Origin of the sequence: Streptomyces termitum, assembly GCF_014650175.1 — a bacterium.
GTDB classification, from domain to species: Bacteria; Actinomycetota; Actinomycetes; order Streptomycetales; family Streptomycetaceae; genus Streptomyces; species Streptomyces termitum.
Map to the genome: position 1 here is coordinate 30,300 of NZ_BMUL01000013.1, position 24,642 is coordinate 54,941.

At 74.7% G+C, this 24,642-nt stretch carries 22 protein-coding genes; 12 read left to right on the forward strand and 10 right to left on the reverse strand.

The features are described from left to right. Positions 1-114: 114 nt before the first annotated feature. Positions 115-1,572: an MFS transporter gene (locus IE219_RS23155; RefSeq protein ID WP_189980609.1), complete on the reverse strand. Its 1,458-nt coding sequence runs from the start codon at positions 1,570-1,572 to the stop codon at positions 115-117. 74 nt (positions 1,573-1,646) lie between these two features. Here IE219_RS23155 and IE219_RS23160 point away from each other — a divergent pair, with 74 nt between their 5' ends. Continuing rightward, positions 1,647-2,243 carry a CGNR zinc finger domain-containing protein gene (locus IE219_RS23160; RefSeq protein WP_189980611.1) on the forward strand — a complete coding sequence of 199 codons (597 nt, stop codon included), beginning with the start codon at positions 1,647-1,649 and terminating at the stop codon, positions 2,241-2,243. 74 nt (positions 2,244-2,317) lie between these two features. On the opposite strand, the gene IE219_RS23165 is transcribed toward IE219_RS23160, so the two are convergent. The 8 genes from IE219_RS23165 to IE219_RS23200 all read right to left on the reverse strand — a co-directional run bounded on the left by IE219_RS23165 (position 2,318) and on the right by IE219_RS23200 (position 10,372). Further along, a complete protein-coding gene (locus tag IE219_RS23165) occupies positions 2,318-3,463 on the reverse strand; it encodes an acyl-CoA dehydrogenase family protein (RefSeq protein WP_189980613.1) in 1,146 nt (381 codons plus the stop codon). After that, a complete protein-coding gene (locus IE219_RS23170) occupies positions 3,460-5,142 on the reverse strand; it encodes an AMP-binding protein (protein ID WP_189980614.1) in 1,683 nt (560 codons plus the stop codon). Before IE219_RS23170 ends, IE219_RS23165 begins: the two co-directional genes overlap by 4 nt. Continuing rightward, positions 5,139-6,107, reverse strand: coding sequence for a transketolase family protein (locus IE219_RS23175; RefSeq protein ID WP_189980616.1), 969 nt, complete (start codon positions 6,105-6,107; stop codon positions 5,139-5,141). Before IE219_RS23175 ends, IE219_RS23170 begins: the two co-directional genes overlap by 4 nt. After that, the gene (locus IE219_RS23180; RefSeq protein WP_189980618.1) at positions 6,107-7,033 is read right to left on the reverse strand and encodes a transketolase; all 927 of its coding nucleotides are present in this window, start codon (positions 7,031-7,033) and stop codon (positions 6,107-6,109) included. Before IE219_RS23180 ends, IE219_RS23175 begins: the two co-directional genes overlap by 1 nt. Positions 7,034-7,082: 49 nt before the next feature. Then, the gene (gene argC / locus IE219_RS23185; RefSeq protein ID WP_189980620.1) at positions 7,083-8,108 is read right to left on the reverse strand and encodes an N-acetyl-gamma-glutamyl-phosphate reductase; all 1,026 of its coding nucleotides are present in this window, start codon (positions 8,106-8,108) and stop codon (positions 7,083-7,085) included. Next, a complete protein-coding gene (locus IE219_RS23190) occupies positions 8,105-8,968 on the reverse strand; it encodes a RimK family alpha-L-glutamate ligase (protein ID WP_189980622.1) in 864 nt (287 codons plus the stop codon). The genes argC and IE219_RS23190 overlap by 4 nt, the downstream gene beginning before the upstream one ends. 39 nt (positions 8,969-9,007) lie before the next feature. Further along, complete coding sequence (gene lysW, locus IE219_RS23195; protein WP_189980624.1) at positions 9,008-9,190, reverse strand: lysine biosynthesis protein LysW; 183 nt, start codon at positions 9,188-9,190, stop codon at positions 9,008-9,010. Positions 9,191-9,355: 165 nt separating this feature from the next. Then, entirely contained in the window at positions 9,356-10,372 is a 1,017-nt protein-coding gene (locus tag IE219_RS23200) for a LysR family transcriptional regulator (protein WP_229849957.1), read from the reverse strand. 292 nt (positions 10,373-10,664) lie between these two features. On the opposite strand from IE219_RS23200, the gene IE219_RS23205 reads away from it, so the two are divergent. The 11 genes from IE219_RS23205 to IE219_RS23250 all read left to right on the forward strand — a co-directional run bounded on the left by IE219_RS23205 (position 10,665) and on the right by IE219_RS23250 (position 23,840). Continuing rightward, positions 10,665-11,558 (forward strand): family 3 encapsulin nanocompartment shell protein, encoded by an 894-nt coding sequence (locus IE219_RS23205; protein WP_189980626.1) that lies wholly within the window; start codon positions 10,665-10,667, stop codon positions 11,556-11,558. A gap of 61 nt (positions 11,559-11,619) precedes the next feature. Then, positions 11,620-12,579: a sulfotransferase gene (locus IE219_RS23210; RefSeq protein ID WP_189980628.1), complete on the forward strand. Its 960-nt coding sequence runs from the start codon at positions 11,620-11,622 to the stop codon at positions 12,577-12,579. Positions 12,580-12,583: 4 nt separating this feature from the next. Next, entirely contained in the window at positions 12,584-13,354 is a 771-nt protein-coding gene (locus IE219_RS23215; protein ID WP_189980630.1) for an SDR family NAD(P)-dependent oxidoreductase, read from the forward strand. A gap of 232 nt (positions 13,355-13,586) precedes the next feature. Further along, the gene (locus tag IE219_RS23220) at positions 13,587-15,446 is read left to right on the forward strand and encodes a M20/M25/M40 family metallo-hydrolase (RefSeq protein WP_189980632.1); all 1,860 of its coding nucleotides are present in this window, start codon (positions 13,587-13,589) and stop codon (positions 15,444-15,446) included. Next, the gene (gene cysC / locus IE219_RS23225; protein WP_373298876.1) at positions 15,443-16,039 is read left to right on the forward strand and encodes an adenylyl-sulfate kinase; all 597 of its coding nucleotides are present in this window, start codon (positions 15,443-15,445) and stop codon (positions 16,037-16,039) included. Before IE219_RS23220 ends, cysC begins: the two co-directional genes overlap by 4 nt. After that, on the forward strand, positions 16,036-17,004 hold the full coding sequence (gene cysD, locus IE219_RS23230; RefSeq protein WP_189980636.1) for a sulfate adenylyltransferase subunit CysD: 969 nt from the start codon (positions 16,036-16,038) through the stop codon (positions 17,002-17,004). Before cysC ends, cysD begins: the two co-directional genes overlap by 4 nt. A gap of 2 nt (positions 17,005-17,006) precedes the next feature. Further along, positions 17,007-18,338, forward strand: a complete 1,332-nt coding sequence (locus IE219_RS23235) for a sulfate adenylyltransferase subunit 1 (protein WP_229849958.1) — start codon at positions 17,007-17,009, stop codon at positions 18,336-18,338. Positions 18,339-18,463: 125 nt separating this feature from the next. Then, a complete protein-coding gene (locus tag IE219_RS32320; RefSeq protein WP_268256856.1) occupies positions 18,464-18,592 on the forward strand; it encodes a hypothetical protein in 129 nt (42 codons plus the stop codon). Between the two features lie 139 nt (positions 18,593-18,731). Continuing rightward, positions 18,732-21,011 (forward strand): TOMM precursor leader peptide-binding protein, encoded by a 2,280-nt coding sequence (locus IE219_RS23240; protein WP_189980639.1) that lies wholly within the window; start codon positions 18,732-18,734, stop codon positions 21,009-21,011. Positions 21,012-21,045: 34 nt separating this feature from the next. Next, positions 21,046-22,527 (forward strand): SagB family peptide dehydrogenase, encoded by a 1,482-nt coding sequence (locus IE219_RS23245; protein ID WP_189980641.1) that lies wholly within the window; start codon positions 21,046-21,048, stop codon positions 22,525-22,527. A gap of 143 nt (positions 22,528-22,670) precedes the next feature. After that, a complete protein-coding gene (locus tag IE219_RS23250; RefSeq protein ID WP_229849959.1) occupies positions 22,671-23,840 on the forward strand; it encodes a sensor histidine kinase in 1,170 nt (389 codons plus the stop codon). 193 nt (positions 23,841-24,033) lie between these two features. On the opposite strand, the gene IE219_RS23255 is transcribed toward IE219_RS23250, so the two are convergent. Beyond that, on the reverse strand, positions 24,034-24,639 hold the full coding sequence (locus IE219_RS23255) for a response regulator transcription factor (protein ID WP_189980645.1): 606 nt from the start codon (positions 24,637-24,639) through the stop codon (positions 24,034-24,036). Positions 24,640-24,642 lie beyond the last annotated feature (3 nt).

Here is a 24,642-nt window from a genome sequence, read left to right on the forward strand (position 1 = left end):
TCTCCTGGTTCCTGGTTCCTGTGCGGTGGTGGGTGCGGGCCGGGCCCGGGAAGCACCGCGGCGGCCGGCCCCGTCGCCACGGGGCCGGCCGCCGGGAGCCGGGCCGGGTGGTGCCTACTTGGCGGCGGCCGTCGCGGGGGCGGCGGCCGGAGCCTTCTGCGGGGCGGCGGCGGCCGGGGCCGCGGCGGCGACGGCGGTGCGCCGCAGACCGAGGACCGAGACCGCGACGATCGCGACGGAGAGGGCGGTGGTGAACCAGAAGGCGCCCTGGAAGCCGCCCACCGGGATGGCCGCGGCGGTGCCGTGGACCACACCGGCCAGGGCGACGCCGACGGCGAGGCAGAGGCCGACGCCGAGCTGGCGGCTGGAGTTGAACAGACCGGAGGCCAGACCCATCTGCGGGCCGCTGACGCCGCTGGTGCCGGCGATGGCGGTGGCGATCATCATGACGGTCACGCCGAGGCCGAGCAGCACGCCGCCGGGCAGCACGCCGAGCAGGTACGAGCTGTCCGCCGTCACCCGGGCCAGCAGGCCCGAACCGATCGCGAGCAGCACGCCGCCGGCGATGAGCACGTTGCGGGCGCCGAGCCGGTGGGTGAGCTTGACGACCGGCAGGCTGAACAGGAAGACCACGAACGCCTGCGGGAAGAAGCCCATGCTCGCCTTGAGCGCGGAGTACCCGAGCACCTGCTGCATGTACATGGTGATGAAGAAGGTGGACACCGACATCACGCCGCCGGACAGGAACGCGATCCCGTTGCCCGCCGACAGCGCCCGGTTGCGGAAGATGGAGAGCGGGACGAGCGGCTGGGCGACCTTGGTCTGCACGATCAGGAAGGCGATCAGCAGGACCGCGCCGCCGCCCAGGGCGGTGAGGACGGGGGTCGCGCCCCAGCCCTTGTCGGAGGCCGCGGTGAGACCGTAGGTGAGGGCGCACATCGCCGAGGTGACCAGGACCGCGCCGGGCAGGTCCAGGCTGGTGGAGCGGGTGGCCCGGTGGTCGGCGGTCAGGCGCTTGGCGGCCAGGGCGACGAGCAGGACGCCGACCGGGACGTTGACGAGCATGACGGCGCGCCAGGTGAGGTACTCGGTGAGCAGACCGCCCGCGACGACACCGCCGGTGAAGCCGGCCGAGGAGACCGCGCCGAAGACGCCCATCGCCTTCACGCGCTCCGGACCCTCCGGGAAGCCGCCGGCGATCATCGCCAGGACCGCCGGGGAGACCGCCGCCGCCGACAGGCCCTGCACGGCGCGCGCCAGGACGAGCAGCCACGGCTCGTGGGCGAGGCCGCCGGCCAGCGAGGCGAGGGTGAAGACGGCCAGGCCGCCCACGAACATCCGCTTGCGCCCGAAGACGTCACCGGCCCGCCCGCCCAGCAGCAGGAAGCCGCCGTAGAAGAGGGCGTAGGCGCCGACGACCCACTGGAGGCCGCCGGCCGAGAAGTCCAGGTCGCGCTGCATGGCGGCCAGGGCGACGTTCACGATGGCGAAGTCGAGCACGAGCATGAACTGCGCCGCGCACAGCAGGAGGAGCGGCGGCCGGGCGCCGGCCGCGGCGTTGGTGCTGGTCATGATGTTCCTTTCATGGGGGGTGTGATGAACGTGGGGGATACCGGCGCGTCCGATGGGCCGGTAGGGTCCGTGGGATGACCGAACCCCAGCGCGTGCGTCAGCCGGGCGACCGCGAGGTGGCCCCGGGCCGGCTCGCCCTGGTGCAGTCCTTCGTCAACAGCGTCAACGTCGAGTTCGGACCGGACGCGTTCGCGTCCGTGCCCGCCCTGGTCCGGTGGATGGAGCGGAACGGCTTCCCCGCGGGGGCCGGGGCCCCCACCGAGGCCGACCGCGCGGAGGCGGTCGCGGTACGGGAGGCGCTGCGCGCCCTGATGCGGGCGAACAACGGCGCCGGGGACGACCCGGAGGCCCGCGCCCTGATCGAGCGCGTCGCCGCCGGCTGCCCGCTGGTCCTGGGCTTCGGCGCGGACGGCGCCCCCGGACTCCGGCCGGCCGGCACCGGCACCCGCGGCATGATCGCCCGGGTCCTCGGCATCGTCGTCGAGGCCGTCCACGAGGGCACCTGGCCGCGGCTGAAGTCCTGCCACGAGCACCGCTGCGAATGGGCCTTCTACGACCGGGCCCGCAACCGCAGCGGCCGCTGGTGCTCCATGGCCGTCTGCGGCACCCGCTCCAAGATGCAGGTCTACCGCCAGGGGCGGCGCGCCGCCGCGTCCGCCGGCGCCCGCTGACAGCAGGGCCGCGACCGACCGGACGGCGTCCGCCGACCGTAACGCCCCCGCCGGGACCTCGGCCGCCGGGGCGGTCACGGCGCGTGCTCCTTGCCGAGCAGCAGCCGGGCCACGGTCAGCTTGGTGGCCGCCGCGGTGCCGTCCGCGAGCTGGAGGCCGATGACGTCCCGCAGCCGCTGGGCCACCGGACCGTCCTCGCTCCACCCCTGGTGGCCCAGGGTCAGCAGGGCCTGGTGCACGGCCTCCACCGCCGCCTTCGGGGCCCACCACTTGGCCATGTTCGACGGGATGCGGGGGTCCTCGCCCTCGTCCGCCCGCCACAGCGCCTCGAAGCACACCAGCCGCGCCGCGTGCATCAGGGTGGTGTGCTCCACCAGCGGGAAGACCACCGACTGGAAGCGGCTGATGGGCTGCCCGAAGGCGGTCCGCTCCGAGGCGTGCGCGTACGCCGCCGCCAGCGCCGCGTCCGCGACGCCGATGGCCATCAGCGCGATCAGCGCCCGGGACACCCCGAAGCCGCGCATCACCGCCGCGAAGCCGCCGCCGACCGCCCCGACCAGGTCCTGGGGGCCGACCCGCAGCCCGTCGAAGAGGAGCCGGCCCCGGCCGCCGGAGCGGCAGCCCAGGTCGGTCAGCCGCTCCTTGCGGACGTGCTCGCCGTCCACCCGGACGTAGAAGGCGCTGATGCCGTGCGCGCCCTCGCCGCCGGTCCGCGCGAAGACCAGCGCGTGGGTGGCGTACGCGGTCACCATGATCGAGGTCTTCTCGCCGGACAGGATCCAGCCGTCGCCGTCGGGCTCGGCCCGCATGCCGATGCCCGCCGCGTCCGTGCCGTGCCCCGGCTCGGTCAGGGCCAGCGCCACCAGCGCCTCGCCCCGCGCGATCGGCGGCAGCCACCGCTCCAGCTGCTCCGGGGCGCCGCTGGCGGCCAGCACCCCGCCGATGAGCGCCGCGTTGAGCACCGGGAAGCACACCGACAGGTCGGCCGCCGCCAGCTTCTCCAGCGCGATGCCCGCGCTCACGGCGTCCAGACCGAGACCGCCGTACGCCTCCGGGACGCGCAGCGCGAACAGGCCGGCCTCCGCCATGTCCCCGATCAGCTCCGGGTGGTAGGCCCCGCGCCGGTCGTTCTCCCGCCGGTGCGGCGCCACCCGCTCCTCGGCGAAGGCCCCTATGCGCTTGCCGAGCTCCTCCTGCTCCGCGGTGAAGCCGAAGTTCATGAGACCGTCTCTCCTTCCCGGGCCCGGAGCCGGTCCCGCAGCGCGAATTTCTGGATCTTTCCGGAGGGGGTGCGGGGCAGCGCCGGCACCAGTTCCAGCCGCTCGGGCCAGTACGTCCGGGCCATGCCGAGCCCCGCCAGGTGGGTGCGCACGTCTTCCAGGCCGGGGGCGTCGCCGGTGGTGACGAGGAAGGCGCAGGCCCGCTCGCCGAGCCGCGCGTCCGGGTAGCCGACCACCGCGACGTCCTTGACCGCGCGGTGCCGCAGCAGCGCCGCCTCGACCTCCAGGACCGGGATGTTCTCGGCGCCCCGCATGATCACGTCCTTGACCCGGCCGGTGATCCGTATCCCGCCCCGGCCGTCGTCGCGGGCCAGGTCGCCGGTGTCGAACCAGCCGTCGGCGGTCACCGAGGCGGCGTACACCTCCGGCCGCCGGAAGTAGCCCAGGCACTGGGCGGCGCCGCGCACCTGGAGCAGCCCGGGGGTGCCCGGCGCCACCGGCGTGCCGTCCTCCGCCACGATGCGGACCTCCATGCCGGGCACGGCGGTCCCGTCGCTCTCCGCCGCCCGCAGCACCGGCTGCCCGGGCCGGGTGACGGTGACGCAGCCGTTCTCCGTCATGCCCCACAGGGCGTACACCCGGCAGCCGAGGACCTCGTCGGCGTCCTCCACCAGCAGCGGCGCTATCGGCGCGCTGCCGGTGGCGAAGCTGTGCAGCGCCGACAGGTCGTGCGGGGTCTCGCGCTGGGCGTCGATCAGGTCGGACAGGAAGGTCGGGGCGCCCATGAAGAAGGTCACCCGCCGCTCCTGGAGCACCCGCAGCATCAGCCGCGGGTCCCAGCGGTCCACCTGCACGGCGGTCGCGCCGAGCAGCATCGGCATCACGAAGTTCCAGGTGAAGCCGGCCTGGTGGGTGGTGGGGGAGCCCATCGCGGTGACCTCGGAGCCGGTCAGGCCGAGGGTGTCGGCCTGCGCCCGGTTCATCGCGTACAGGGTGTTGTGGCTGTGCAGCACGCCCTTGGGCTCGCCGGTGGTGCCGGAGGTGAACATGACCTGCGCGGGGTCGTCGGGCCCGGCCTCCAGGGCGTCCAGCGAGGCCAGCAGCTCCGGCTCGGGCTCCGGCCCGTACAGATCGCGCACGAAGTCCAGCGCGCCGTCCGCCCCGTCCCCGCCCAGCAGCACCCGGTGGCGCAGCGTCGGGACCTCGGCGGCGACCTCCGCGCTCATCTCCGCGTAGGAGAAGCCGCGGAACTCGGCGGCCGCGATGTAGACCAGGCTCTGGGTGAGCCGGGTCATGAACGCGACCTCGCGGCGGCGCATCACCGGCACCACCGGGCCGGCGACCGCGCCGACCCGGGCGGCGGCCAGGCAGAGCGCCACCAGCTCCCAGGAGTTGGGCAGTTGCAGGGTGACCACGTCGCCGGGGCGGACCCCGAGGCGGAGCAGGCCGACCGCCAGCCGGTCGACCCGGCGGGCCAGTTCGGCGTAGCCGACGGTCTCGGCCTCCTCGCCCCGGTAGCAGACCAGGGCGGGCGTGTCGGGCCGCTCGCGGGCCCAGCGGCGCAGGTCGTGCAGGATCGTCGTGTCGCGCCACCAGCCGGCGGCGCGGTAGGTCTCCCCGGCGCCGGACCCGGTGCCCGGCGCGGCGGGGGAAGCGGTGGTGTCGTACGCGGTGCTCAACGGGGGCCTCCCGGGCCGGTCTCGACGGAGGCGCGGGCGCGCGCGGCGATCTCCCGGGCGCTGACCCCGCCCCGTTCCAGCAGATAGCGCTGGCTGCCGGCGACGGGGACGAACTCGTCCGGCAGCGCGATCCGGTGCACCCGCACCGGGCGGACGGCGCTCAGCGCCTCGGCGACCGCCGAGCCGAAGCCGCCGGACCGCCAGTGCTCCTCCACCGTGATCACCGTGTCCCGCACGCCGAGCGCGCTCAGCAGCGCCGGGGTGTCCAGCGGCTTGACGGTGTGCAGGTGCAGCACGGTCGCCGAGATCCCCTCGGCGGCCAGCAGGTCGGCGGCCTCCAGCGCGGCCAGCACCGGGTAGGGCCCGCACGCCGCCAGGGTGACGTCGGTGCCCTCCCGCAGCCGCTGCGCCCTGCCCAGCCGCAGCGGCGGCCCGGCTGGCAGGTCCGGGGTGGCGCCCCGGCCCATCCGCAGGTAGACGGGGCCGCCCAGGGTGAGCGCCTGGCGCAGCAGCTCCTCGGTGCCCGCCGCGTCGCCCGGGACGACCACGGTCATGTGGGGCAGCGCCCGCATCACCGCGATGTCCTCCAGGGCGTGGTGGGTCGGGCCCAGGTGGCCGGCCGAGACGCCGCAGTGGGTGGCCGCGATCAGCACCGGCAGGTTGCCCATCGCGATGTCGATCTTCACGGCCTCCACGGCGCGCGACGAGGCGAACGCCCCCATCGTGTTGACCAGCGGGATCCGGCCCTCCCGGGCGAGGCCGGCCGCCGCCCCCATCAGGGTGTGCTCGGCGATGCCCAGGTTCAGGTAGCGGTCGGCGGCGGACCCGAAGTCCACTCCGCCGAAGAGGCCGGTGTCGCTGTCCAGGACGACGAGCCGCGGCTCGCCGGGCAGCAGCGCGGCCACCGTGTCGCGGTACACCTCGCGGGCGGACCGGGCCGGGGCGGGCGCCAGGGCCGTCGCCATCACCGCTCACCGCCAGCCGAGGCGCGCACCGCGTTGAGCGCCCGCAGGTGCTGGCGCCCGCTCAGCCGCGCGTAGTGGCTGCGCGCCTGGCCCTCGATGAACGGCACGCCCTTGCCCTTGACGGTGCGGGCGAGGACCACCGTGGGCCGCACCGGGTCGGCCGGCCGGGTCAGCGCCCCGGTCAGCGCGGCGGCGTCGTGGCCGTCGACCTCCAGGACCCGCCAGCCGAAGGACCGCCAGCGGTCCGGCAGCGGCTCCAGCGAGTTGACCGTCTCGGTCCCGCCGGTGATCTGCAGGCCGTTGCGGTCCACGATCGCGGTGAGCCCGGCCAGCCGGTGCGCGGACGCCACCGAGGCCGCCTCCCACACCGAGCCCTCCTGGAGCTCGCCGTCGCCCATCACCACGAAGCAGCGGCGGTCCGAGCCGTCCAGCCGGTTGGCCAGGGCGTAGCCGACGCCGAGCGCCAGGCCGTGGCCGAGCGAACCGGAGGCGATCTCCACGCCGGGGATCTCCGGGTGCGGGTGGGCCATGAAGTGGCTGCCGGGGCGGGCGTACTCCTCCAGCGCCGAGGCCGGGAAGTAGCCGGCCTCGCAGAGCGTGGCGAACAGGGCGATGCCGCCGTGGCCCTTGCTGAGCAGCAGCACGTCGCGGTCGGGCAGGCCGGGGAAGCGCGGGTCGTGCCGCATCACCCGGAAGTAGAGGACGGACAGGATCTCGACGAGCGACATCGATCCGCCGAGGTGGCCGCCCTCCGGGCCGGCGCACATGGCGACGACGTGCTCCCTGATCCGCCCGGCGACCGCCGCGAGCTCCGCGGCGTCGAGGCCGCGCGGGGCGGGGCCGGCGAGGCCGGCGAGATCGGTGCGGGCGGGGCCGGTGAGGTCCGTGCGGGCGGGGGCGCCCCGCAGCAGAGGCGGGCTGCTCATGCCTGGGTCCTTTCGCTGGGTCCGTGGTGGAGGGGAGGGGCGGGGGCGGTCAGTTGGGGTGCAGGCCGGTGAACTCCAGGCCGCGCTCCTCGGGCTCCCCGAAGCGCACGTTCATGCACTGCACGGCGTTGCCCGCGCCGCCCTTGACGAGGTTGTCCAGCGCCGCGATCACGGTGACCGTGGAGGCGCCCCGGTCCAGGGCGAAGCCGATGTCGCAGAAGTTCGAGCCGGAGAGGATCTTGGCGTCGGGGAAGCGGTGCAGTCCGCGCCGGGCGGCGACGATCCGGACGAAGGGCTCGCCCGCGTACCGGCTGCGGTAGGCGGAGCGGATGGCCCGCTCGTCGACCCCCTCGGCGAGGTGCGCCCGGGAGAGCAGCTGCACGCCGCGTACCGCCTCGACGCCGGTCGCCGACATCCGTACGGTGTGCCCGGTGGCCTGGGCGATCTCCGCCTCGTGCCGGTGCCGGGTCGGGGCGAACACCCGCAGTGCGCCGCTGCGTTCGGCGTGCAGGTTCTCCGCGCCGGCCTTGGCGCCGGAGCCGCTGGAGCCGGTCCTCGCGTCGACCGTGACCTCGCCGGTGATCAGCCCGGCCTCGGCCAGCGGCACCAGGGACAGGATGCCCGCGGAGGCCATGCAGCCCGGCACGGAGATCCGGTCGGCGGTGCGCAGCCGCTCGCGGTGCAGCTCGGGCAGCCCCTGCACGAAGGAGTCGAGGAGGCCGGTGGCCTCGTGGGCGGTGCCGTAGTAGTCCTCGTAGACGTCCGGGTCGCTCAGCCGGAAGTCGCCCGACAGGTCGATGACCACGCCGGCCTTCTCCAGGAACTCCGGCATCCGCTGCATGGTCTCGCGGTGCGGGGTGGCCAGGAACAGGACGTCGCAGCGGCCCAGTTGGTCCTCGGCCGAGAAGGTCAGCTTGGTGCGGTGCCGCAGGTTGGGGTGGACGCCGTCCACCTGGCGGCCCTGGAGGGTGCGGGAGGTGGCGGCGACCACCTCGACCTGGGGGTGGCCGACGAGCAGCCGGAGCAGCTCCCCGCCGATGTAGCCGGCGGCCCCCACCACTGCTGCGCGGATCATGACTCTGCCTTCGCTGTCAGGAGGGCGGCGATGAGCTCCGCCACATCGAGGTCCGTTCCGTACGTCGACTGCAGGCCGCGGAACTCGACCCGGTCGTTGACCTCCAGGACGGTGAGCCGGCCGCCCGGCTCCTCCAGGAGGTCCACCCCCGCCAGGCAGGCGCCGACGGTCTCTGCCGCCGCCACCGCGAGGGCGGAGAGCTCCCCGGTCAGCGGGCAGCGCTCGCTGACCGCGCCGCGCGCCACGTTGGTGCGCCAGTCCTCGCTCCTGCGGTACGTCGCCCCGACCGCCCGGCCGTCGACCACGAGGACCCGGATGTCCCGGTCCGCCTTGGCGACCTCGCGCTGGAGGTAGACGACGTGCGACTGGGGGGAGGGCAGGGCGGCGACGTGTTCGAGCACCGCCTCCGCCATCGCCCGGTCGGTGACCCGGGTGACCAGCCGGCCCCAGGAGCCGACCAGCGGTTTGATGACGGCCGGATAGCCCAGCTCCTCCAGGGACTTGAGGGCCGCCTCCGGGGTCAGCGCCAGGAGCGTCTCGGGGGTGGGCACGCCCCCGGCGACCAGGGCCGCCGAGGTCTGCCACTTGTCCCCGCACAGGGCGGTGGCGGCGGCGCTGTTGAGCACCGTCACGCCCGCCGACTCCAGCGCGGCGGCCGCGTACAGGGCCCGGTAGTGGCCCACTTCGCGGTTGAGCACGGTCCGCGGCCCGTCCCAGGGCTCACCGGCCCGGACCGACAGGGTGCGGGGGTCGACGTGTTCGCAAGCGACGCCGCGCCTCTCCAGCGCGGTCAGGATGTTCTTCTCCTCGAACCTGACCCGGGAGGCGAGGACACCGAGTCGCGCGGCCGCAGGGCTCATCAGGGTGATCTCCTTATCGATCGGTGGTGACCGGGACCGCTACTCGCCCCAGTCCTCCTCGACCTCGGGCGCGAGGATCAGCTGCGGCGGCTCCACCGAGGCGATTTCCAGTTCCAGCCGGCATTCGGGGCACTCGACGATCTCGCTGACCCGGATGTCCTGTCCGAGCGAAATCTCGGCGTCGCACTCGGGGCACGCGGAGGCGATCAACGTTTCCTGCATGGCTATTTCCTCAATTCTTCCGTGGGATGGTGAATCGGGAATTACTGTAGTGCTGCATTTCGGCCCGGCCGGATCCGATTCCATGAATGCTCTGGATCGGAACCGGGGCCCGTGCTTATGGGGCGGGAGCGGCGGGGGAGCGGTACGGGACGGACCGGGCGGCCGTCAGGCGGGGACGCCCGCGAGGACGTGGCCGGGACGGGCGGCACCGCCGCCGTCGGCCGGGACCCCGTGCGCCGTGCCGGCGGCCTCCGTGCCGCCGGCCGCCGGAGCGCCGGGACCGGCCTCCGTACCGCCGGCGTCCGGGGCGACCAGCGGATACGGCCGCAGGGCCTGCCGGAACGCCTTCGCCGCGATCGCCGTGAACTCCTCCGGGACGGCCGCCCCGGACGCCACCGCCATCGACACCGGCAGCGGCTCGGGCGGCGCCGGGAGCCCGGGGCGCACCGCGGGGGTCAGCCCCCACAGCTCGTCCCCGTTGGCGATCAGGCAGGTCATGCCCAGCCCCGCCTTGGCGGCCGAGCGCAGCCCGATCAGCTCCCCGCTCTCGTAGGCGATCCGCCACGCGACCCCCGCCGCGTCGAGGCTCTCGCGGACCCGGCCGCGCAGGGTGCACGGCTCCGGGAAGAGCGCCAGCGGCAGGGCCTCCCGCTCGCCGTGGGCCGGCCGGCCGAACCAGGCCAGCCGCATCCTGCCCAGTTCCAGGCAGTCCGTGCCGGGGCCCGGCGGATCGGCCTGGAGCAGCAGCGCCGCGTCGAGCTGGCCGCCGGTCAGCTGCGCCGCCAGCTCCTCGCTCGCCCCGGTCCGCACGCTCAGCTGGACCTGGGGCATGCCCCGGTTCAGCACCCGGAGGAACTCCGGCAGCACCTCGCCGAGCTGGCTCGCCACGCCCACCGAGAGCATGACGTGCCCGGCCTGCGGGATGAACCGGTCGACCGCCTCGTCGTTGAGCGCCACCATCCGGCGGGCGTACCGCAGCAGCTCCTCGCCCCGCGGACTGAGCCGCAGGTTGCGTCCCGTGGAGGCGAACACGGGACTTCTGATGAGCCCGCTCAGCTGGCGTATCTGCTGGCTGACCGCGGGCTGGGTGATGTGCAGGGACTCCGCCGCCCGGCGGAAGCCGCCGAGTTCGACCACGGCGACCAGCGTCCTCAGCCTGTTGATCTGCAAGTCGTGATGCATGCTCCCACCCACATCGTCGGGGACGTTCCGTCTTCCGCGTTCCGTGTTCCGTACCGCGTGTTCCGTGAGGTCTGCGAGAAGCGTAGGACGGGCTCTTCGGCCACCGCCACGGATGGGGTCACGGACCCGATATGACATCGTCATGCCGCCGGTATGCACCCCTCAGGAAGGGGGAATCAAGCCGTCTTATGAGACCCATCAGAACGCGCCATGGCTTTTCCTCCCCACCATTCCCGCAGGTGCCTAATGTGAATGGCCCGACGAAAGATTCCACGGAACACGAGGAGACGTCATGCTGGCAGCAACCGCCGATTCCGCAGTGCAGCAGGGTGTGCAGATACAGCTGGCCGACCCGGCCCTCGCCACCCGCAGCCCCGGCGAGGAGTTCGCCTGGTCGGTGCGGACGGCCGGCCCGGACCAGGACCACACGGTGCCCTTCCGGGCCCACCTCCCCGCCGTCTTCCCGCTGTTCGCGACCCGCCCCCGCTACGCGGTCCGCCACCTCCTGAAGACCGCCTCGGTCGCCGACGCGCCGGTCACCTTCGTGCACGAGCCGCCCGCCGCCAAGCTGGCCGCCGCCGGCACCTCGTACCGGGCCACCCCCGAGGGCGCCTTCGCCCCCCGCCTGGAGGAGGCCGAGCTCACCGACCTCACCGTCCGCGTCCCGCTCCCCGACGGCCTCCTCGACCAGCCCGCGCTGCTCGCCTCCTTCGTCGACTACCGGGTCCTCGTCCGGCTCTCCGTCGTCGAGAACGAGACCCTCCTGCACGGCAGCGCCGACAAGGCGATCTCCGGCCTGCTCAACCTCCCGGAGATCCGGCGCGGCACCCTCGGCGAGGACGTGTACGCCTCCATCACCGAGGCCGCCGCCGAGGTCGAGGAGACCGGCGGCTCCTGCGACGGCATCGTCGTCCACCCCTTCACCTACTGGGAGCTGGTCCGCGCCGGCGTCCTCGGCCAGCTCGGCGCCGCCGGCATCACCGTCTCCCGCACCCGCATGATCCCGCGCGGCCAGGTCCTCCTCGGCGACTTCCGGGCCGCCGTCACCCTCCTCGTCCCCGGCGTCGCCTCGCTGGCGCTGCGCCGCGGCGCGGGCCCCGGCGGCTCCGACGCCATCGAGGCCACCAGCCGCATCGGCCTCGCCGTCCACCTGCCCCAGCACTTCCTGCTGCTGACCCGCGACTGACGCGCGACCGACCCGCCGGCCGCGGACGACCGCGCCCACGGCACCACGAAGGGACCCCACCATGACCGGCCCCGCCCCGGCAGGCCGCCCCCCGCGCGTCCTCTACATCACCGGATGGATGCGCAGCGGCAGCACCCTGCTCGGCAACGTCCTCAACGAGATCCCCGGCGTCCGCCACGTCGGCGAGCTGTACTACCTCTGGCGCAACGGCGTCCTCGGCGCCGGCACCAACTCCAGCTGCGGCTGCGGCAGTCCGGTCCGCTCCTGCCCGCTCTGGTCGGAGGTCCTCGGGGAGCTGCCCGAGGGCACCGTCGAGGCCACCGCGCACCGCGTCACCACCCTCCAGCAGGCCCTGCTGCGCACCCGGCACACCGCCGCCCGGCTCGCCGAGGCGCGCGGCGAGCGGGCCCCCGCCCCCGGCGTGACCGAACTCCTCGACCGGTCCGCCGCCGTCTACCGGCGGGTCGCCGCCCTCGGCGCCGACCGCCTCGTCGTCGACGGCTCCAAGTACCCGGCGGAGGCGGCGGCCCTCCTCGGCCGCCGCGACCTCGACGTGCGGGTCCTGCACATCGTGCGGGACCCGCGCGCCACCGCCCTCTCCTACCGCAGCGCCAAGGCGTACATCGACCCCATGTCCCCGGCCCGCAGCAGCGGTTACTGGACCGCCTTCAACCTCGCCTCCGAACTCGTCGGCCGCACCGCCGGCGGCCGCTACCTCCGGGTCCGGCACGAGGACCTGTCCCGCGACCCGCGCGAGGTGACCGCCCGGGTGCTGCGCTTCGCCGGACTCGACGACGAGTCCCCGGTGGACGCCGCCGGACGCATCCCGCTCGGTGCCAACCACACCGTCACCGGCAACCCCGACCGGCTGCGCCGCGGCGTCACCCAGATCCGGCCCGACGAGCGCTGGCGCACCGCCCTCCCGGGCACCGCCATCGCCGCCGCGACCGCCGCCGCCGCGCCCCTGCTCTCCCGCTACGGCTACCCGCTGGCCCCCCTGCGGCCCGCCCTCGCGGGGTGACGGCATGGACCTGGGACTCTCCGGACGGGTCGCGCTGGTCGCGGCCTCCAGCAGCGGCATCGGCCTCGCCGTGGCCCGCGTCCTGGCCGCGGAGGGCGCCAACGTGTCGCTCTGCGGCCGGGACCCCGAACGGCTCGCCCGCGCCCACCGGGAGGTGGACGCGGCCGGCCCCGGCCGGGTGCTGAGCACCCCGGTCGACCTCCGCGACGAGGACGCGGCGGCGGCCTGGGTACGGCGCACGGCCGAGGAGCTCGGCGGCCTCCACGTGGTGGTCACCAACTCCGGCGGGGTGCCCTTCGGCCCCGTCGAGGACTTCGAGGTCGCCGAGTACCGCCGCGCGGTCGACGCCAACCTGCTGCCCCACGTGTCGCTGTCGCTGGCCGCCGCGCCCTACCTGCGGCGGGCCGGCTGGGGCCGGATCGTCATGATCACCTCCGAGTCGGTGCGCCAGCCCCACCCGGGCAGCGGCCTGTCCTCGGTGGCCCGGCTCGGCGTCCTCGGCTTCGCCAAGGGCCTCGTCCACGCCTTCGGCCCGGCCGGAGTGACCGTCAACGTCCTGGCGCCGGGCTTCCACCGCACCCCGATCCTCGACGTGCAGTACGGCGACAAGGTCGAGGAACGGCTGGCCGAGGTGGCCGCCGGCATCCCGCTCGGCCGGATCGGCCGCGCCGAGGATCTGGGCGCCCTGGTCGCCTTCCTCGCCAGCGAACAGGCCGGCTACGTCACCGGCGGAGTCCTGGTCGCGGACGGCGGCAACACCCGGGGCATCGGCTGACCCACCCCCTCCCGTGCGCCCCCCGCGCCCCCGCCCGCGCGCCCGGCCCCTTTCCCGTACGCGCCCGACCAGGCCCCGCACCCCCTTTCCCGTACGCGCCCGGCCCGGCCCCGCCCACTCCTTTCCCGTACGCGCTCCGCGCCGCCTCCGCCCGGACCCGCGCCCGTCCCCGTACGCACCCCGCCGCCCCGCCCCGCCCGCCCACCCCCACGCATCCGAAGGAGTCCCGTCCATGCAAGCCCTCGGGGAAGTCGCCAGCTCACGCGAGGCCGCGCTCTACGTGGTCAAGCTGGGCAGCGCCACGCTGCTCCACGACCAGGTCTTCGACGAACTGCTCGAACTCAGCCGGCGCGGCGCGCGCCTGCTGGTCATCGCCGGGGGAGCGGCCGGCATCGCCGAGCACTACCGGCGCACCGGCCGCGAGATCCGCACCCTCACCTCCCGCAACGGCGACGAGATCCGCTACTGCCCGCCGGAGGAGATGCGGCACATCGTCGCCGCGTACGAGGAGGTCACCCTCCCCCTGGTGGAGGAGGAGCTGACCCGCCGCGGCCTCTCCGTCTTCGCCGCCGTCGCCCGCACCGGCGCCCTCGTCAAGGCCACCGCCAACGGCCCGATGCGGGTCCTGGAGGACGGCAGGACCCGGCTCGTCCGCGACCACCGGGCCGGCACCGTCAGCTCCGTGGACGTGCCCCGGCTCAGCGGCCTGCTCGCCACCTTCGACGTGGTCTGCCTCTCCCCGCCGGTCGCCGACGCCGACGGCGGCACCCCGCTCAACGTCGACGCCGACGTCCTCGCCGCCGAGGCCGCCCTCGCCCTCGACGCCGACCACCTCCGCCTGGTCACCGGCACCGCCGGACTGCTCACCGACCCCGCCGACCCCGCCAGCAGCCTGCGCCACCTCACCGAGGGCGAGGGCCGGCGGTACGCCAAGGGCCGGATGCGGCAGAAGGTCCGGGCCGCCGAGATCGCCCTGAAGGGCACCTCCGACACCGCCATCACCGGCCCGCACACCCTCTCCGCCGCCCACGCCACCTGGTTCTGGCGGGCCCCGGCCCCCGCCCCCGACCTCGAACTCCTCTCCCGCACGGTCGAGTTGTCCTCCGTCTCGCGCGACGAGCACGAGATCGCCGGGTTCCTCGTCCGCTGGTGCGCCGACCACGGCATCAAGGCCGAGACCGACGCCGCCCACAACCTGGTCGCCACCAAGGGCGCCGGCCCCCGGCGGCTGCTGATGCTCGGCCACCTCGACACCGTCCCGCACCGCTGGCGGGCCCGCTGGGACGGCGAGGTGCTCTCCGGGCGCGGCTCCGTCGACGCCAAGGGCAGCCTGGTCGCCTTCCTCCAGACCCTCGCCGAGGTCGACCCGCCCGAGGGCGTCGAGATCACCGTCGTCGGCGCGGTCGAGGAGGAGATCACCGGCGCGGGCGCCTTCCACGTCCGCGACTCCCGGCCCGTCGCCGACGCCGTCATCGTCGGCGAACCCAGCGGCGCCGAGGCCCTCACCCTCGGCTACTACGGCCTGGTCAAGGTCCGCTACAGCGTCCGGGAGGCCACCGGCCACACCGCCGGCGAGGGCGTGCGCACCGCCGGAGACAGGATGGTCGACACCCTCGCAGGACTGCCCGCCGCCGTCGCCCGGCTGCACCCCGACGCGCTCACCGCCGTCCTCGGCGTCCGCGCCCTCAACCAGGGCGACGCCCAGACCGGCGAGGCCGTCGTCGACGTCCGCGTCCCGCCCGGCCTGGACGTGGACGCCACCGTGGCCGCCCTGCGGGAGCTCGCCGCCGACCCGGTCCGCTTCGAGGTCCTGCGCGCCACCCCCGGCGTCGCCACCCGCCGCACCAGCCCCCTGGTCAAGGCCTTCCAGCGGGCCTTCCGCACCGAGGAGGTCACCCCCCGCTACCTGATGAAGAAGGGCAGCAGCGACATGAACACCCTCGCCACCACCTGGCGGGACGTGCCCATGGTCGCCTACGGCCCCGGCGACGCGAAGCTCGACCACACCCCAGACGAACACCTGCACGCGGACGAATTCCGGCGCGCCCAGCGCCTGCTGACGGCCGCGGTCCGAGAATGGAGCTCGATGTGACCGTCCTGACGGCCGCCCCCGTGCGGGATGCCGCGGCCCCACCCGTCCACTGCGCCTGCTTCCCCGGCTCGACCATCTGGCTGACCGGCCTGCCCAGCTCCGGGAAGACCACCCTCGCCCACGCCGCCGCCGGAGTCCTGCGCGAGCGCGGCCGGCGCGTCGAGGTCCTCGACGGCGACGAACTGCGCCAGACCTTCTCGGCCGGCCTCGGCTACTCCCGCGCCGACCGGCGCAGCAACGTCGAGCGCATCGGCCGGGTCGCCCAGGTCCTCTCCCGCAACGGCGTCACCGTCCTCGTGCCCGTCATCGCCCCGTACGCCGACGCCCGCGCCCTGGTCCGCTCCTGGCACCGCGCCGGCGGCACCGACTTCCTGGAGGTCCACGTCGCCGCCCCCCTCCCGGTCTGCTCCGTCCGCGACGTCAAGGGCCTGTACGCGCAGCACGCCGCCGGTGAGATCACCGGACTGACCGGCGTCGACGACCCCTACGAGGAGCCCCTCGCACCCGACCTGAGGATCGCCTCGCACACCCAGACCGTCACCGAGTCCACGCGGGAGCTGCTCGCCCTGCTGGCCGAAAGGGGGCTGGCATGACCGCCACGACCTTCACCACGACGACCCCGCCCACCGCCGCCGCGTCCCCCGCCTTCCGCCCCGGCGACGCCTACGGCCTCACCCACCTCGACGCCGTCGAGTCCGAGGCGGTGCACATCTTCCGCGAGGTCGCGGGCGAGTTCGAGCGGCCGGTGATCCTCTTCTCCGGCGGCAAGGACTCCATCGTCATGCTCCACCTGGCGCTCAAGGCGTTCCGCCCCGCGCCGCTGCCCTTCACCCTCCTGCACGTCGACACCGGCCACAACTTCCCCGAGGTCCTCGCCTACCGCGACCGCGTGGTCGCCGAGCACGGACTGCGCCTCCACGTCGCCTCCGTCCAGGACTTCATCGACGACGGACGGCTGCGCGAGCGCCCCGACGGCACCCGCAACCCGCTCCAGACCGCCCCCCTCCTCGACGCCATCACCACCGGCCGCTACGACGCCGTCTTCGGCGGCGGACGGCGCGACGAGGAGAAGGCCCGCGCCAAGGAGCGGGTGTTCTCGCTGCGCGACGAGTTCGGCGCCTGGGACCCGCGCCGCCAGCGCCCCGAGCTCTGGTCCCTCTACAACGGCCGACACGCCCCCGGCGAGCACGTCCGCGTCTTCCCGCTCTCCAACTGGACCGAGCTGGACGTCTGGCAGTACATCCAGCGCGAGGCCATCGACCTGCCCCCGATCTACTACGCCCACCACCGCGAGGTCTTCGCCCGCGACGGCATGTGGCTCGCCCCCGGCGACTGGGGCGGCCCGCGCGGCACCGAACGCCTGGAGACCCGCTTGGTGCGCTACCGCACCGTGGGCGACATGTCCTGCACCGGCGCCGTCGACTCCGACGCCGTCACCGTCGAGGCCGTCATCGCCGAGATCGCCGCCTCCCGCCTCACCGAGCGGGGCGCCACCCGCGCCGACGACAAGATGTCCGAGGCCGCCATGGAAGACCGCAAGCGCGAAGGGTACTTCTAGCCGTGAACCCCACCCAGACCCCCGCCATCGCCCCGTACGGCCCCGGCACCGCGGCCGACACCCTGCGGTTCGCCACCGCGGGCTCCGTCGACGACGGCAAGTCCACCCTCGTCGGCCGGCTCCTGCACGACTCCAAGTCGGTCCTCGCCGACCAGCTGGAGGCCGTCGAGCACGCCTCCCGGCGGCGCGGCCAGGAGGCCCCCGACCTCGCCCTCCTCACCGACGGGCTGCGGGCCGAGCGCGAGCAGGGCATCACCATCGACGTCGCGTACCGCTACTTCGCCACCGCCCGCCGCCGCTTCATCCTCGCCGACACCCCAGGCCACGTGCAGTACACCCGCAACATGGTCACCGGCGCCTCCACCGCCGACCTCGCCCTCGTCCTCGTCGACGCCCGCAACGGCGTCGTCGAACAGACCCGCCGCCACCTCGCCGTCGCCGCCCTCCTCCGCATCCGCCACGTCACCCTCGTCGTCAACAAGATGGACCTGGTCGACTGCTCCGAGGAGGTCTTCGCCCGCACCGCCGCCGCCTTCGCCGACTGCGCCGCCGCCCTCGGCGTCACCCGGGTCACCGCCATCCCCATCTCCGCCCTCGCGGGCGACAACGTGGTCCGCCCCTCCGAGCGCATGGACTGGTACGCCGGACCCACCGTCCTCGAACACCTGGAGTCGGTGCCGGTCGGCGCCGACCCGCACACCGAGTCCGCCCGGCTCCCCGTCCAGTACGTCATCCGCCCGCAGACCGCCGCCCACCCCGACTACCGCGGCTACGCCGGCCAGATCACGTCCGGCGTGCTCCGGGTCGGCGAGCGGGTCACGGTCCTCCCGTCCGGCGCCACCAGCACCGTCGTCGGCATCGACACCCTCGACGGCACCGCCGCCGACACCGCCTGGGCCCCCCAGTCGGTCACCGTCCGCCTCGCCGACGACCTCGACATCGCCCGCGGCGACCTGCTGGCCCCCGCCGCCACCGCCCCGCGCCCCGTCCGCGCCCTCACCGCCACCGTCTGCCACCTCGGCGAACAGCCCCTGCACACCGGCCGGCAGGTGCTGCTGCGGCACGCCACCCGTACCGTCCGGGCGGTCGTCACCGAGGTCTCCTCCCGGCTCGACCTCCAGACGCTGGCCGAGCGCCCCGGCCCGGACAGCCTCGGCGTCAACGACATCGGCCGGATCACCGTGCGCACCGCCGAGCCCGTCGCCCTCGACGGCTACGCCGACTTCCGCCGCACCGGCTCCTTCCTCCTCGTCGACCCCCTCGACGGAGCCACCCTCACCGCCGGGATGGCCGACGCCCCGGCCGCCGCGACCACCGTGGAAGGAGGGGTGTGACGCCCTCGCGGGATGACCATGAGAACTTCATGCCGACCCGGTGACACCGGCACTGTCGGCCCTTCCCCCCGGCGGCGCAGACTCTTCCTCGTCAGCAAGCCGCGAACGCACCGGGAAGGGCCGACATGAACCTCGACATCGCCACCGCCGCCGCCGTCACCGAGGACCTGGTCATCGAGGACTTCTGCGCCGCCGCCGACTCCTACCAGCCCAGCACCTGCATCTGCTGGACCGGCGAGGCCCACGCCGAGTAGCACCGCCCGGCGACACCCCGCACGGCGGGCACCCGCACCGCAGGAACACGGCACGGCAGGAACACGGCACGGCAGCACGTCCGGCGCACGACACGCACCCGAGCACGGTCCACAGGCCGCACACCATGAGGAGGAAACGGTGGCACAGCGCCAGGGCACCACGCGCGGACTCGGCTTCAAGCCCCATCTGAAGGCCGAAGTAGTCCCCGGGGAAGGCGTGTACCTCATATCCGAACGCGGAGTCACCGCGCTGCGCGGATCCTGCGTCACCACCCTCGCCCCCCTGCTCGACGGCACCCGCACCCTCGACCGGCTGGTCGCCGACGCGGGCACCCTCCCCGCCGACCAGGTCAAGGACGTCGTCACCCGGCTCCTGGGCTCCGGACTCCTCACCCACCGGGCCCCCGCCCCCACCGCCGCAGGCGACGCCGGCCAGGCGTTCTGGGAACTCGCCGGAGTGGACGGCGACGAAGCCGCCCGCCGCACCGGCAGCGGCACCGTCACCGCCACCGGCCGCGGCAGCGAGGCCGGCGCCGGAGCCGAGGAACTCCTCACCGCCCTGGGCGCCGCCGGACTCCGCGTCCACCGGCCCGGCCACGACACCGAACCCCCCGGCCTCGCCCTCGTCCTCTGCGACACCTACCTCGACCCCGCCCTCGCCGACCTGGACGCCGCCCACCGCGCCACCGGCACTCCCTGGCTTCCCGTCCGCCTCACCGGCGAACAGCCCTGGATCGGACCGGTGTTCCAGCCCGACGACGGCCCCTGCTGGCACTGCCTCGCCGAACCGCTGCGCCGCAACCGCCCCGCCGAGGCGTATCTGGGCCGCGCGCTCGGCCGCCCCGTCAGCGTCCCGCCCTCCGGCCTGGCCGCCGGCCGCGCCGCCGGACTCCACCTCGCCTGCCTCGAAGCCGTCAAATGGATGGCCGGCCACCGCCACTCCGGCCAGAACGCCCTGTGGACCCTGGACACCCTCACCCTGGCCGGCCGCCACCACCCCGTGCGCCGCCGCCCCCAGTGCCCCTCCTGCGGCGACCCCGGCGTCACCGCCCGCCGCGTCTGGGCCCCGGTCCACCCGGCCAGCCGCCCCAAGACCGCCACCGGCACCGGCGAACGCTCCCTCACCCCCGAGGAGATGCTCGACCGGTACGGCCACCTCGTCGACGACCTCACCGGCGTCGTCAAGGAGGTCCGCCGCGACCGCCGCGACCCCGGCTTCCTCAACTGCTACCACTCCGGCCACAACCCGGCCTCCTCGCCCACCGGCCTCGCCGCCGTCCGCGCCGGACTGCGCAGCCACAGCTCCGGCAAGGGCACCACCCCGCTCCAGGCCCGCGTCAGCGCCCTCTGCGAAGCCGTCGAACGCCACTCCGGCTACCGCCAGGGCGACGAACCCACCCTGCGCGCCACCTACCGCGAGGTCGCCGACCGCGCCGTCCACCCCGACGCCGTCCAGCTCTTCCACCCCCGCCAGTACGCCGACCGGGCCGCCTGGAACGCCGAACACGCCCCGGCCCACCGCGTCTGCGCCCCCTTCGACGAGGACACCCCCGTCGACTGGACCCCCGTCTGGTCCCTCACCGCCGGCCGGCACCGGCTGCTGCCCACCGCCATGCTGTACTACGACGCCCCCTGCGCCACCGGCTCCTTCACCGCCCATTCCAACGGCACCGCCGCAGGCAGCTCCCGCGAGGACGCCATCGTCCAGGGCTTCCTCGAACTCGTCGAACGCGACGCCGTCGCCCTGTGGTGGTACAACCGCACCCGCCAGCCCGGCGTCGACCTCGACTCCTTCGCCGACCCCTGGACCGACGGCATCCGCACCGCCCACCGCGGCCTCGACCGCGAGCTGTGGGTCCTCGACCTCACCAGCGACCTCGGCATCCCCGTCTTCGCCGCCCTCTCCCGGCGCACCGACAAGCCGGCCCAGGACATCACCCTCGGCTTCGGCGCCCACTTCGACCCCCGGGTCGCCCTGCGCCGCGCCGTCGCCGAACTCAACCAGATGCTCCCGCCGGTCGTCGCCGCCACCGCCGACGGCGAGGGCTACACCTGCGACGACCCCGTCCCGCTGCACTGGTGGCGCACCGCCACCACCGACAACCAGCCCTACCTGCTGCCCGACCCCGAGACCCCCCGCCGCACCGCCGCCGACCTCCCGTACACCCCCCGCCCCGACCTGGCCGCCGACGTGGCCGCCGCCGAGGAGCTCGCCCGCGGCCTCGGCAGCGAACTCCTCGTCCTCGACCAGACCAGAGCCGACGTCGGCCTGCCCGTCGTCAAGGTGATCGTGCCCGGACTGCGCACCTTCTGGACCCGCTTCGCCCCCGGCCGCCTCTACGACGTCCCGGTCCGCCTGGGCCGCCTGACCGCCCCCACCCGCTACGAGGACCTCAACCCGGTCCCCCTCTTCCTGTGACACGGCCGTCGCGCCACCCGTGAGGTCCCCCGCCATGACGTCATCCGCCCCGCCCGCCCCGCGGGCCCCCCGCCTCGTCGAACTCTGGTCGCTCCGTGAGGACACCACGGTCCGGACGGCGGCGGACGACGCCGGGACCGGCCTGGTCAGCACCCTCTGGGAGGACATCAAACTGCCGATGGCCGACCCGGTCGTCCACCGGGCCCTGGAACGCATGACCTACGGCCCGGTGTCGCTCGACAACGTCCTGCCCGGCTTCAGCGGCCCCGCCTCCCCCGGCGACCCGCGCCGCGCCGCCCTGCGCTCCACCCTGGAGGCGGTCGGCCACGCCGTCATCCGCACCCTCGCCACCGGCGACGGCACCCAGCAGCTCTCCGTGGTCCCCATGGTCCGCGAGGCCCGCTTCGCCCCCCGCCGGCCCGCCCCCGACGCCACCCACCGGCTCTCCCGCTTCGCCACCCTGCGCGTCGGCACCGGCGACATGCTCCTCGAATCCCCGCTCAGCGCCCACCGGGTGCTCCTCCACACCCCGCAGGCCATGTGGCTGGTCAGCTGTTACGTCCGCCCCGCCTCCGTCCGCGAGACGGCCCGGCTCCTCGACGTCCCCCTGGAGGTGGTCCGCACCGCGGTCGGCTACCTGGAGGCGGCCGGCATGCTGGTCCCCGGCACCGGCGGCCCCGGCCCCCTCTCCTTCGCCGAGGACCGCGACCCCGCCCTGGAACACTGGTCGCCACGCGAGCTGATGCTGCACAACCGCAGCCGCCCCGGCCTCCACGACGAACCCCTCGACCCGGCCCGCGCCGAGCCCGCCCCCGAGCCCGACGGCCCGGGGGAGCCCCGCCCGGCCGCCGGTGCCCCGCTCGCCCTGCCGGTGCCCGACCTCGACCGGGTCCTCGCCACCGACCCGCGCCTGACCACCGCCCTCGAAGCCCGCCGCTCGGTCCGCGCCGACGACGGACTGCCGCTCTCCCTCGCCCAGTTGGGCGAGCTGCTGTTCCGCTCGGCACGGGCCAGGCCCGCCGCCGGACGGCCCTACCCGAGCGTCGGCTCCGTCTACCCGCTGGAGCTGTACGTCACCGTCACCGGCTCCGGCGAACTGCCGCGCGGCTCCTACCACTACGACCCCGCCGCCCACGCCCTGCACCCGCTGGGCAGCCCGCCGTCCCTGGTGGACGCGCTGCTCGGGGAGGCCGGCGCCACCGCGGGACTGAGCGCCGAACCGCCCGTCCTGATCAGCATGACCGCGCGCTTCCGCCGGATCGGCGCCGCCTACCCGGGCCTCGCCTACAGCGCGCTCCTCAAGGAGGTCGGCGCGCTCCAGCAGACGCTCTACCTGGTCTCCACGGCCATGGGCATCGGGCCGTGCGCGCTGGCCTTCGGCGACACCGCGACCTCGGCCCGCGCCTTCGGACTGGACTGGCGCGCGGAGTCGGGCGTCGGGGAGTTCGTGCTGGCCGCGCTGCCCGGCGGCGGGCCCCTCACCGAGCACGACCGAATCGGTACGAGATACCCCTGAACGAAAAATACCGAACACCCCCGGGGCCGTCTATGCTGCACTCCAATCCGTGCCGCACCGTGGTCGAGTAGGGGGCTCCTGTGGGATGGTCTCGGTCCGCAGATCCTGGCGCAGTTCACCACCGCCCGGTCGAGGGAGGGGAGTTGGCGCCCAGGGTCGCCGGCACCATCACCCTCGTCGTCATCCTGTGCTTCTTCGGCGTGGGGCTGACCTACGCGGCCGGCGCGGGCATGGGCGCGGGCGAACTCTCGCTGTGCTGCGCGCTGATGGCGGTCCTGCTGGTCCTCCAGCTGAACCACTCCTTCCCGGGGTGGATACCGTGGGCGGCCCACCGCCGCGGTCCGACGCTGGCGCTCCAGGCCGTCCTCACCTTCGTCCCGTTCACCCTCTTCGGCTCCGCCTGGCTCGGCATGCCCGGCTTCCTCGCCGCCTCCGCCCTGCTCGTCCTGGGCGCGGCCTGGGGCTGGGCGGTCTTCGCCGGCGTGGTCGTCGCCACCGGCTTCATCCAGTTCGCGGTGGGCTACGGGATGGGCCAGCTGGCCTACAACAGCCTGGCCACCGTCCTCACCGGCCTGGTCGTCTACGGCCTCAGCCGGCTCTCCGGGCTCGTCCGCGAGGTCCAGCGGGCCCGTGAGGAACTGGTCCGGCTCGCCGTCACGCAGGAACGTCTCCGCTTCGCCCGCGACCTGCACGACCTGCTCGGCTTCAGCCTCTCCACCATCACCCTGAAGTGCGAACTGGCCCACCGGCTCATCCGGGTCCAGCCGGAGCGCGCCGAGATGGAGCTCACCGAGATCGTCCAGACCGCCCGGCAGGCGCTCACCGACGTCCGCTCGGTGGCGAGCAGTTACGTGCAGATGGCGCTGAACCGGGAGGTGGCGTCGGCCGCCTCGCTGCTGCGCGCGGTGGGCATCCGTACCGACATCAAGGTCACCGAGGCCCCGCTGCACGCCTCCGTCGACACCGTCCTGGCGACGGTGCTGCGCGAGGGCGTCACCAACCTGCTGCGCCACAGCAAGGCGCAGAACTGCGTGGTCGAGGCGCGCACGGACGAGAAGCACGTGTACTTCTCCATCGCCAACGACGGCCTGGGCGAAGCCGGTTCGCTCCACTGCGAAAGCGACGGCGACAGCGACGGCGACGAGAGCGGGAGCGACTGCGTCACGGGCGGGGTGGGACTGCGCAGCCTGACCATCCGCGCCGAGGCCCTCGGCGGCCGCCTCGACTGGCGGGTGCGCCCGGACGGCTGGTTCGAGCTCACCGCCGCCCTCCCGCTGCGCCCCGCCACCGACACCTCCCCGACCGTGGGCTAGGCCCTGTCCGGCGGATCTTCGCGGGCCCGCGACGCCTGGCACGCTCTCTCGCCGCACGCCCGGATCGCCCGAGTACGTCCAGTACGAGGGCGACCCAGGTGCACGCCGAGAGCACGCACCAGACGCCGCGGGCTGATCCGCGAAGATCCGCCGGACAGGGCCTAGAGCCGATCGGGGGAAGAGCCGGCCGGGGTCAGAGCCAGCCGGCCTCCTGGGCGATCCGGACGGCGTCCATGCGGTTGCGGGCGTTGAGCTTGGTGACCACCGTGGTCAGGTAGTTCCGCACGGTGCCGGGGGAGAGGAAGAGCTTCCGCGCGATCTCCGGGGCGTCCAGACCCCGCGCCGCCAGGCGCAGCACCTCGGTCTCCCGGGCGCTCAGCGGATTGCTGTCGGCCTGGAGGGTGGCGAGCGCGAGCTGCGGGTCCACCACCTGCTCCCCGGCGACCACCTGCCGTATGGCGGCGGCGAGCCGGGTCGGGTCGGTGTCCTTCAGCAGGAAGCCGGACACCCTGGCCTCCAGCGCCCGGCGCAGGTTCCCGGGCCGGCCCAGGCTGGTCAGGATGATCGTCCGGCAGGAGGGCAGCTCCCGGCTCAGCCGCTCCGCGGCCCGGATGCCGTCGATGCCGGGCATGTCGATGTCGAGGACGGCCACGTCCGGCAGGGTCTCCAGGGCGACGGGCACCACCTGGTCGCCGTCTCCGGCCTCGCCCACCACCTGGAGGTCCTCCTCCAGCTCCAGCAGCGAGACCAGGGCCCGCCGGAGCATCAGCATGTCGTCCGCGAGCATGACTCTGATCACTGT

Excerpts from the sequence above, each read along its gene's own strand:
- IE219_RS23155 (WP_189980609.1), bottom strand. The coding sequence starts at position 1,572 with ATGACCAGCACCAACGCCGCGGCCGGCGCCCGGCCGCCGCTCCTCCTG.
- IE219_RS23160 (WP_189980611.1), top strand. The coding sequence starts at position 1,647 with ATGACCGAACCCCAGCGCGTGCGTCAGCCGGGCGACCGCGAGGTGGCC.
- IE219_RS23165 (WP_189980613.1), bottom strand. The coding sequence starts at position 3,463 with ATGAACTTCGGCTTCACCGCGGAGCAGGAGGAGCTCGGCAAGCGCATA.
- IE219_RS23175 (WP_189980616.1), bottom strand. The coding sequence starts at position 6,107 with ATGGCGACGGCCCTGGCGCCCGCCCCGGCCCGGTCCGCCCGCGAGGTG.
- IE219_RS23180 (WP_189980618.1), bottom strand. The coding sequence starts at position 7,033 with ATGAGCAGCCCGCCTCTGCTGCGGGGCGCCCCCGCCCGCACGGACCTC.
- argC (WP_189980620.1), bottom strand. The coding sequence starts at position 8,108 with ATGATCCGCGCAGCAGTGGTGGGGGCCGCCGGCTACATCGGCGGGGAG.
- IE219_RS23190 (WP_189980622.1), bottom strand. The coding sequence starts at position 8,968 with ATGAGCCCTGCGGCCGCGCGACTCGGTGTCCTCGCCTCCCGGGTCAGG.
- lysW (WP_189980624.1), bottom strand. The coding sequence starts at position 9,190 with ATGCAGGAAACGTTGATCGCCTCCGCGTGCCCCGAGTGCGACGCCGAG.
- IE219_RS23200 (WP_229849957.1), bottom strand. The coding sequence starts at position 10,372 with ATGCATCACGACTTGCAGATCAACAGGCTGAGGACGCTGGTCGCCGTG.
- IE219_RS23205 (WP_189980626.1), top strand. The coding sequence starts at position 10,665 with ATGCTGGCAGCAACCGCCGATTCCGCAGTGCAGCAGGGTGTGCAGATA.
- IE219_RS23210 (WP_189980628.1), top strand. The coding sequence starts at position 11,620 with ATGACCGGCCCCGCCCCGGCAGGCCGCCCCCCGCGCGTCCTCTACATC.
- IE219_RS23215 (WP_189980630.1), top strand. The coding sequence starts at position 12,584 with ATGGACCTGGGACTCTCCGGACGGGTCGCGCTGGTCGCGGCCTCCAGC.
- IE219_RS23220 (WP_189980632.1), top strand. The coding sequence starts at position 13,587 with ATGCAAGCCCTCGGGGAAGTCGCCAGCTCACGCGAGGCCGCGCTCTAC.
- cysD (WP_189980636.1), top strand. The coding sequence starts at position 16,036 with ATGACCGCCACGACCTTCACCACGACGACCCCGCCCACCGCCGCCGCG.
- IE219_RS32320 (WP_268256856.1), top strand. The coding sequence starts at position 18,464 with ATGAACCTCGACATCGCCACCGCCGCCGCCGTCACCGAGGACCTGGTC.
- IE219_RS23245 (WP_189980641.1), top strand. The coding sequence starts at position 21,046 with ATGACGTCATCCGCCCCGCCCGCCCCGCGGGCCCCCCGCCTCGTCGAA.